Consider the following 8825-nt stretch of genomic DNA (forward strand, 5'->3'; position numbering starts at 1 on the left):
TATACTAGGGACAACAGTGAAAATACATACAGTGGGGGAATTACTTTGACGAATCAGCTTTTTCAAACAGATGCGTTTCCGATGACGAAGGACGCATTTTTTTATCGCTATAAACGACAGATACAGCAAGAAGCACATCATATTTTATTAGAGAGTGGACGAGGGGGAAAGCAGTCGATTGCTGCTTGGAATCCACTAGCAATTATTTCATCACAAGATAATGGTATTCGTATTGAGTGGCGAGATGGTTCAGTAGAAGAACGTGTGGGGGAATCACTTCATTTAATAGAAGAACTAACAAAAGAATATGCAGTGACATCGAATAGTGAATTTTTTACAGGTGGTGTAATAGGGACAGTTTCATATGACTACACGCGTAAAATTGAAAAATTAGCTGAAACAGCAGAAGCAGATGTACGATTACCAGATCAGTATATGTATTTAGTGGATGCTTGGGCAGTATATGATGAAGCAAATCAAAATGTGACATTGATGAAGACTTCAACAAGTAAAGTAGATTTAGAAAAGTGGCAAGAAGAATGGGAAGTAGAAGGTTCTGAACGAATCTTTTCTGCAGATACATTAAGTGTGCAACATCAGATGGAGCCGCGAGATGTATCGATGACAGGGGAACAGTTCGAACAAGCTGTACGAAAGATTCAAGAATATATTGCACAAGGTGATGTATTCCAAGTGAACTTATCTGTGCGTCAGTCGAAAGAATTCACAACAGATGCGATTGTTTTATATGAGGCGCTTCGTACATTTAATCCTTCACCATACATGGCATTCATTCAATCACCAGATTTTGCGATTGTATCAGGCTCACCAGAATTACTTGTGAAAAAAGAAGGAACAGCTCTCTCAACACGTCCGATTGCAGGAACGCGTCCACGTGGTGCAAATGATGCGGAAGATTTAGCACTTGCAAATGAACTAATAGAACATCCAAAAGAACGTGCAGAACATGTTATGTTAGTTGACTTAGAACGCAATGATTTAGGAAAAGTATCAGCTTACGGTACTGTTCATGTCGATGAATTTATGGTTATCGAGAAGTATTCACATGTGCAGCATATCGTATCTAATGTTCGAAGTGAATTAGATCCTTCTAAATCGAATGCCGATGTAGTACGTGCGATGTTCCCAGGCGGTACAATTACAGGTGCCCCGAAAATTCGTACGATGGAAATTATTGAAGAACTGGAGCCTGTTCGACGCGGTATTTATACAGGATCAATCGGTTGGATGGGATATAATGGCGATTTAGATTTCAATATTGTGATTCGAACAGCTTTCATTCAAGATGAGCGTGTTCATATTCAAGCAGGAGCAGGGATTGTTATTGATTCGATTCCAGAAAAAGAATATGAAGAATCGCTGAATAAAGCAAAATCAATGTGGCAAGCAGTTCAGATGGTGGAGGAGTTGACGAAATGATTTTAATGATTGATAACTACGATTCATTTATCTACAATATCGTGCAATATTTTGGTGAATTAGGCGAGGAATTGTTTGTAAAACGAAATGATGAAGTAAGCATTGCTGAAATTGAAGAATGGAATCCCAAAATGATTGTCATCTCTCCAGGACCATGTTCACCGAATGAAGCAGGCATGAGTTTAAAAATCATCCAGCATTTTGCAGGGGAAATTCCTATTTTGGGTGTGTGTTTAGGACACCAATCAATTGCGCAAGTCTTCGGTGGAGATGTCATTCGTGCCGAACGTCTTATGCATGGCAAAACGTCACCTGTCTATCATGAGAACAAAGGGATGAACCAGAATATGCCGAACCCATATATCGCTACACGTTATCATTCTTTAATTGTTGACCCAAAAACATTACCTAACTGTTTAGAAGTTACATCTTGGACAGAGGAAGGCGAAATTATGGGATTACGTCATAAAGAATATGCTGTAGAAGGTGTCCAGTTCCATCCTGAATCGATTATGACTGAAAAAGGGCTTATGTTATTAGAAAACTTCATTAAAACATATTGCTAGGAGGAAAGTGTATGTGGTGCTTTAAAGATGGTGAATTTGTACGAGCAGAAGATTTACGTATTTCACCTTTTGATCATGGTTATTTATACGGGCTTGGTTTTTTTGAGACGTTTCGTACATATAATGGAGAACCATTCCTATTCGCAGAGCATATGCAGCGTATGAGAGCAGCACTTGCTACGTATCGCATTCAATTACCTTATACAGATGTGGAATTAAAAGAAGTCATTCGAGAGTTAACAGCTAAATCGAACGGTGAAGACGGTTATTTTCGTTTGAATGTCTCTGCTGGAGATGAAGGACTTGGATTACAAGCGAGAACATATGAAAATCCAACAGTTATCATTTTTCGTAAGGAACTACCACCTGTTTGCCGAGAAAAGTCGGCTGTTTGGCTTGATACAATCAGAAGTCAACCAGAACAGGCAATGCGCTTTAAATCACATCACTACGCCAATAATATTTTAGCGCGCCAAGAAGTACCTTCATTAAAAGATTTAGAAGGTTTTTATGTGACAGAACAGGGCAATGTAGCGGAAGGGATTACATCAAATATCTTTTGGGTAACCAATGGTCGAATCTATACACCTTCTTTGGAAACGGGTATTTTAAACGGGATTACAAGACAATTTGTAATGGAAATAGCGCGTAGCTTGGAAATTCCTTTAATTGAAGGTCTCTATCAAAAAGAAGAGGTAGAACAAGCAGATGAATGTTTTGTAACGACTTCTATTCAAGAAATTGTAGCGATACGAAAGTTGGGTGCGAAGGAATTTAAAGGTTGTGATGGTGAAGTGTATCAACAATTATACGAAGCTTATCAAAAGAGAATTGAGGGATTACGTCTATGATGTTAGAACATTATAAAGAAAAGCCAATCGGGAACCATACATTATATTTTGGAAAAGAAACATATGTGATGGGTATTTTAAATGTGACACCAGATTCATTTTCAGATGGTGGGCAATTTAATTCGGTAGAACGTGCAGTTGCTCATGCAAAAGAGATGGTAGCAGATGGCGCTAAGATTATCGACATTGGCGGTGAATCAACACGACCAGGTTATACACCTGTTGTATCAATTGAAGAGGAGATTCAACGTGTTGTGCCTGTTATTCGTGCCATTCGAGAAGAATTAGATGTCTTGATTTCGATTGACACATTCAAATCAGAAGTAGCAGAGGCGGCTTTAGAAGCAGGAGCACATATTGTGAATGATATCTGGGGAGCGAAGCATGATCCGAATATTGCGAAGGTAGCAGCTAAGTGGGATGCGCCGATTATTCTGATGCATAACCGACAAGAAGAATATGTAGGGGATGCTTTTTTCCAAGCAGTACGTGAAGATTTAGAAGAAAGTATTCGAGTTGCTTTGGAAGCAGGAGTTCCACATGAAAACATTTGGCTCGACCCGGGTATTGGTTTTGGAAAAACACATGAGCAAAATATTGAGATGATGCGTCATTTAGCTGAACTTGTTGATTATGGTTATCCTGTACTACTTGCGACTTCAAGAAAGCGCATGATTGGTCATATTTTAGATTTACCGGTAGAGGAACGCATGGAAGGAACGGGTGCAAGCTGTTGTTACGGTGTAGATAAGGGCTGTCATATGGTACGTGTACATGATGTGAAGCCGATTGCCCGTATGATGAAAACAATGGACGCTTTACGATAGGAGAGAGAGAATTGGATTATATTCATTTAAGAGATGTAGAGTTTTATGGCTATCATGGTGTATTAGAAGCAGAAACAACATTAGGACAACGTTTCCGAGTGACATTAAAATTAGCTGTGGATTTAAAAGAAGCAGGTCAAACAGATGATTTAAACAAAACAGTGAGTTATGCAGAAGTATATGAGTTAACAAAAGAAATTGTAGAAGGCAAACCATACAAACTAATTGAGGCTGTAGCAGAGAAAATTGCACAAACAATTTTAAGTACATTTACGAATCAAGTAAAAGGCGTGCAAGTCGAAGTGATTAAACCAGACCCACCAATTCCAGGGCATTATCGTGAAGTGGCTGTTGAAATTACACGAGGTGAGGGAATATGACGCGCGCTTATATCTCATTAGGTTCGAATATGGGGGATAAAGTAGCGTCTCTAAAGCAAGCAGTTGAACTTTTACAAGCACATGAACACATCCAAGTTATTCGAGTTTCTTCTATATATGATACGGATCCTGTTGGATATGAAGATCAGGATGTATTTATGAATATTGTAGCGGAAGTAGAGACTGAGCTAACAGGAGAAGAATTACTAACTGTCTGCCAATCAATTGAACAAGAATTGAAGCGCGTAAGAGTAGTGCGTTGGGGCCCACGTACGATGGATTTAGATATTATATTATATGGTGATGAAGTAATCGATACACCCATACTGACTGTGCCGCACCCACGAATGCATGAGCGAGCTTTCGTATTAGTTCCATTGGTTGAACTGAACGCAGAAGTTATACATCCTGTACAACGAAAAAGTGCAGAAGAACTCCTTTCTGAGAATGGACATGATGGTGTACGATTGTTTGAAAAATGGACATAGGCACTTTCAATCAAAAGAAAATGAGAGGAAAGGCATGAATTGTATGCTAAAATTGTGTACAATAAATACATTATGGACTGCTATGAGCGGAACAATTATAAGGAGTGAAAGATGTGTCAGAAGAATTAAATGACCAAGTTTTGGTGAGACGCCAAAAGATGGATTCAATCAGAGAAGCTGGCTTAGATCCATTCGGTCAACGCTTTGAAAGAACGCACTTAACAAATGAATTACATGAACAATTTGAAGCTGTTTCAAAAGAAGAGTTAGAAGAAAGAGAAGCAGTAGAGGTAGTTGTAGCTGGTCGTATTATGACGAAGCGTAGTAAAGGTAAAGTAGGCTTCGCAAACATTCAAGATTTAGGTGGCCAAATTCAAATTTATGTACGTAAAGATGCGATTGGTGAAGAAGCTTATGAAATCTTTAAACGTGCAGACTTAGGTGACATTGTTGGGATTAAAGGAACGCTCTTTAAAACAAACGTGGGTGAATTAACAATCAAAGCATTAGAGTTCACTTTCTTAACAAAGTCATTACGTCCAATGCCTGAAAAATTCCATGGTTTACAAGACGTTGAACAACGTTACCGTCAACGTTACTTAGATCTAATGACAAATGATGAAAGCAAAAAAGCATTCATTACACGTAGCCAAATCATTCGTTCAATCCGTAACTTCTTAGATAACAAAGGTTACTTAGAAGTAGAAACACCAATGCTAAACTCTGTAGCAGGTGGAGCAGCAGCACGCCCATTCGTTACACACCATAATGCATTAGATGCACAAATGTATATGCGTATTGCGATTGAGCTTTACTTAAAACGTTTAATCGTAGGTGGATTAGAGAAAGTATATGAAATCGGTCGCGTATTCCGTAATGAAGGTGTATCAACTCGTCATAACCCTGAATTTACATTATTAGAGTTATATGAAGCATATGCCGATTACGAAGATATCATGAATTTAACTGAAGACTTATTCGTTCACGTAGCACAAGAAGTTCTTGGTACAACACAAGTTCAGTACGGTGAAGATGTAATTGATTTATCTAAAGGCTGGAAACGTATGCACATGGTAGATGCTGTTAAAGAAGCAACAGGTGTAGACTTCTGGAAAGAAATGACGAAAGAAGAAGCACAAGCTCTAGCAAAAGAACACCATGTAGAAATCAAAGATACAATGGAAGTAGGACATATCATTAATGAATTCTTCGAACAAAAAATTGAAGAATCATTAGTTCAACCTACATTTGTATACGGTCACCCAGTTGAAATCTCACCATTAGCGAAGAAAAATCCAGAAGATCCTCGTTTCACAGATCGTTTTGAGTTATTCATCGTACGTCGTGAGCATGCAAATGCGTTCACAGAGTTAAATGATCCAATCGATCAACGCGAGCGTTTTGAATCTCAAATGGTTGAGAAGGAACAAGGAAATGATGAAGCACATGAGATGGACGAAGACTTCTTAGAAGCTTTAGAGTATGGTATGGCTCCAACAGGTGGTTTAGGTATTGGTATTGACCGTCTAATTATGTTATTAACAAACTCTCAATCAATTCGTGATGTATTATTATTCCCATTAATGCGTCAACGCGATTAATTATTTCTATATAATATTAAAAGGTATCGATCTTGAATCGATACCTTTTTTATATCCCGTACATTTACTACTTGTAATTTAAAAAGAGAAGATATACAATATAAAACATGTTGTTACGAAGAAGTAATTACATCAAATAATGTAAATAATCTTTTTTAAAAAAGGTGCTTGCAATATTTAAAGTATAGTGATATACTAATTAAGTCGTTAAGAGCTGACGAGAAAAACAAATAAAACTTTTCTAAAAAAGTTCTTGACTATAAATAAACAACTTGATATAATAACTAAGTCGCTAACGAGTGACTGAGAAAATATCTTGAAAAAAAGAATTTTAAAAAGTTCTTGACAAGATAAAATATCGTGTTATAATAATAAAGTCGCTAAGGCAACTTAGTGAATGAACCTTGAAAACTAAACAAGCAAGAAGATAATCACAAACAAGTCTTATCACATTAAGTGAATAAGCAATTGTTATCAAAAGATAACGCTAGCAAAGCAAATGAGCTTTCAAACTACTTTTATGGAGAGTTTGATCCTGGCTCAGGACGAACGCTGGCGGCGTGCCTAATACATGCAAGTCGAGCGAATGACGAGAAGCTTGCTTCTCTGATTTAGCGGCGGACGGGTGAGTAACACGTGGGCAACCTGCCCTACAGATCGGGATAACTCAGGGAAACCTGGGCTAATACCGGATAATCCTTCGAATCACATGTTTTGAAGTTGAAAGGCGCTTCGGCGTCACTGTAGGATGGGCCCGCGGTGCATTAGCTAGTTGGTGGGGTAACGGCCTACCAAGGCAACGATGCATAGCCGACCTGAGAGGGTGATCGGCCACATTGGGACTGAGACACGGCCCAAACTCCTACGGGAGGCAGCAGTAGGGAATCTTCCACAATGGACGAAAGTCTGATGGAGCAACGCCGCGTGAGTGATGAAGGTTTTCGGATCGTAAAACTCTGTTGTAAGGGAAGAACAAGTACGTTAGGAAATGAACGTACCTTGACGGTACCTTATTAGAAAGCCACGGCTAACTACGTGCCAGCAGCCGCGGTAATACGTAGGTGGCAAGCGTTGTCCGGATTTATTGGGCGTAAAGCGCGCGCAGGTGGTTTCTTAAGTCTGATGTGAAAGCCCACGGCTCAACCGTGGAGGGTCATTGGAAACTGGGGAACTTGAGTGCAGAAGAGGATAGTGGAATTCCAAGTGTAGCGGTGAAATGCGTAGAGATTTGGAGGAACACCAGTGGCGAAGGCGACTGTCTGGTCTGTAACTGACACTGAGGCGCGAAAGCGTGGGGAGCAAACAGGATTAGATACCCTGGTAGTCCACGCCGTAAACGATGAGTGCTAAGTGTTAGGGGGTTTCCGCCCCTTAGTGCTGCAGCTAACGCATTAAGCACTCCGCCTGGGGAGTACGACCGCAAGGTTGAAACTCAAAGGAATTGACGGGGGCCCGCACAAGCGGTGGAGCATGTGGTTTAATTCGAAGCAACGCGAAGAACCTTACCAGGTCTTGACATCCCAATGACCGTCCTAGAGATAGGATTTTCCCTTCGGGGACATTGGTGACAGGTGGTGCATGGTTGTCGTCAGCTCGTGTCGTGAGATGTTGGGTTAAGTCCCGCAACGAGCGCAACCCTTATTCTTAGTTGCCATCATTTAGTTGGGCACTCTAAGGAGACTGCCGGTGACAAACCGGAGGAAGGTGGGGATGACGTCAAATCATCATGCCCCTTATGACCTGGGCTACACACGTGCTACAATGGACGATACAAAGAGTCGCAAACTCGCGAGGGTAAGCTAATCTCATAAAATCGTTCTCAGTTCGGATTGTAGGCTGCAACTCGCCTGCATGAAGCCGGAATCGCTAGTAATCGCGGATCAGCATGCCGCGGTGAATACGTTCCCGGGCCTTGTACACACCGCCCGTCACACCACGAGAGTTTGTAACACCCGAAGTCGGTGGGGTAACCGTAAGGAGCCAGCCGCCTAAGGTGGGATAGATGATTGGGGTGAAGTCGTAACAAGGTAGCCGTATCGGAAGGTGCGGCTGGATCACCTCCTTTCTAAGGAATATAACGGAAAAGACCTTTGGTCTTCTACAGATTATCTTACTTGCTGTTTAGTTTTGAAGGCTCATGCAAATGATCTTCAAACCTTGTTCTTTGAAAACTGGATAAAACGACATTGAAAGTAACACAAACACAAATTTCTTTTATAGATTTTGAATTATTAAGTTTTAATTTTTTAGGCTTAATAACTTATGTGAAAATTATTTCAAGATGCAAGTAAGACGCGAAAGCAAACGCAGTGAGAAGCGGAGTGTACATACGTACATGAGCATTCGAACAAGTGTAGCTGACAAAGTATTACGCAGCAGATTGGAATCAATTAGGTTAAGTTATTAAGGGCGCATGGCGGATGCCTTGGCACTAGAAGCCGATGAAGGACGGCACTAACACCGATATGCTTCGGGGAGCTGTAAGTAAGCTTTGATCCGGAGATTTCCGAATGGGGGAACCCACTGTTTTTAATCGAACAGTATCCTAACGTGAATTCATAGCGTTTTGATGGCAGACTCAGGGAACTGAAACATCTAAGTACCTGAAGGAAGAGAAAGAAAATTCGATTCCCTTAGTAGCGGCGAGCGAAACGGGAAGAGCCCAAACCAAG

At 40.4% G+C, this 8825-nt stretch carries 7 protein-coding genes and 2 rRNA genes (1 of these 9 running past the window's edge); all 9 read left to right on the plus strand.

From position 1 onward, the window contains the following. Positions 1–81 precede the first annotated feature (81 nt). Entirely contained in the window at positions 82–1440 is a 1359-nt protein-coding gene (locus QN089_RS00390) for an anthranilate synthase component I family protein (RefSeq protein WP_285216397.1), read from the plus strand. Further along, positions 1437–2006: an aminodeoxychorismate/anthranilate synthase component II gene (pabA, locus tag QN089_RS00395; RefSeq protein WP_285215697.1), complete on the plus strand. Its 570-nt coding sequence runs from the start codon at positions 1437–1439 to the stop codon at positions 2004–2006. Before QN089_RS00390 ends, pabA begins: the two co-directional genes overlap by 4 nt. Before the next feature lie 11 nt (positions 2007–2017). Continuing rightward, positions 2018–2857, plus strand: coding sequence for an aminodeoxychorismate lyase (gene pabC, locus QN089_RS00400; RefSeq protein ID WP_285215698.1), 840 nt, complete (start codon positions 2018–2020; stop codon positions 2855–2857). Beyond that, positions 2854–3684: a dihydropteroate synthase gene (gene folP, locus QN089_RS00405; RefSeq protein WP_481810421.1), complete on the plus strand. Its 831-nt coding sequence runs from the start codon at positions 2854–2856 to the stop codon at positions 3682–3684. Before pabC ends, folP begins: the two co-directional genes overlap by 4 nt. Positions 3685–3695: 11 nt before the next feature. Further along, positions 3696–4064, plus strand: a complete 369-nt coding sequence (gene folB / locus QN089_RS00410) for a dihydroneopterin aldolase (RefSeq protein WP_068456671.1) — start codon at positions 3696–3698, stop codon at positions 4062–4064. Further along, the gene (gene folK / locus QN089_RS00415) at positions 4061–4552 is read left to right on the plus strand and encodes a 2-amino-4-hydroxy-6-hydroxymethyldihydropteridine diphosphokinase (protein ID WP_068456669.1); all 492 of its coding nucleotides are present in this window, start codon (positions 4061–4063) and stop codon (positions 4550–4552) included. Before folB ends, folK begins: the two co-directional genes overlap by 4 nt. Positions 4553–4656: 104 nt before the next feature. Then, positions 4657–6153 carry a lysine--tRNA ligase gene (gene lysS, locus QN089_RS00420; RefSeq protein ID WP_197409925.1) on the plus strand — a complete coding sequence of 499 codons (1497 nt, stop codon included), beginning with the start codon at positions 4657–4659 and terminating at the stop codon, positions 6151–6153. A gap of 517 nt (positions 6154–6670) precedes the next feature. Continuing rightward, a 16S ribosomal RNA gene (locus QN089_RS00425) occupies positions 6671–8218 on the plus strand. A gap of 328 nt (positions 8219–8546) precedes the next feature. Beyond that, positions 8547–8825: ribosomal RNA gene (locus QN089_RS00430) — 23S ribosomal RNA — on the plus strand (it continues 2650 nt past the right edge of the window). The 16S and 23S rRNA genes sit together here, the layout of an rRNA operon.

It is taken from the genome of Kurthia sp. YJT4 (assembly GCF_030219945.1).
GTDB lineage: Bacteria > Bacillota > Bacilli > Bacillales_A > Planococcaceae > Kurthia > Kurthia gibsonii.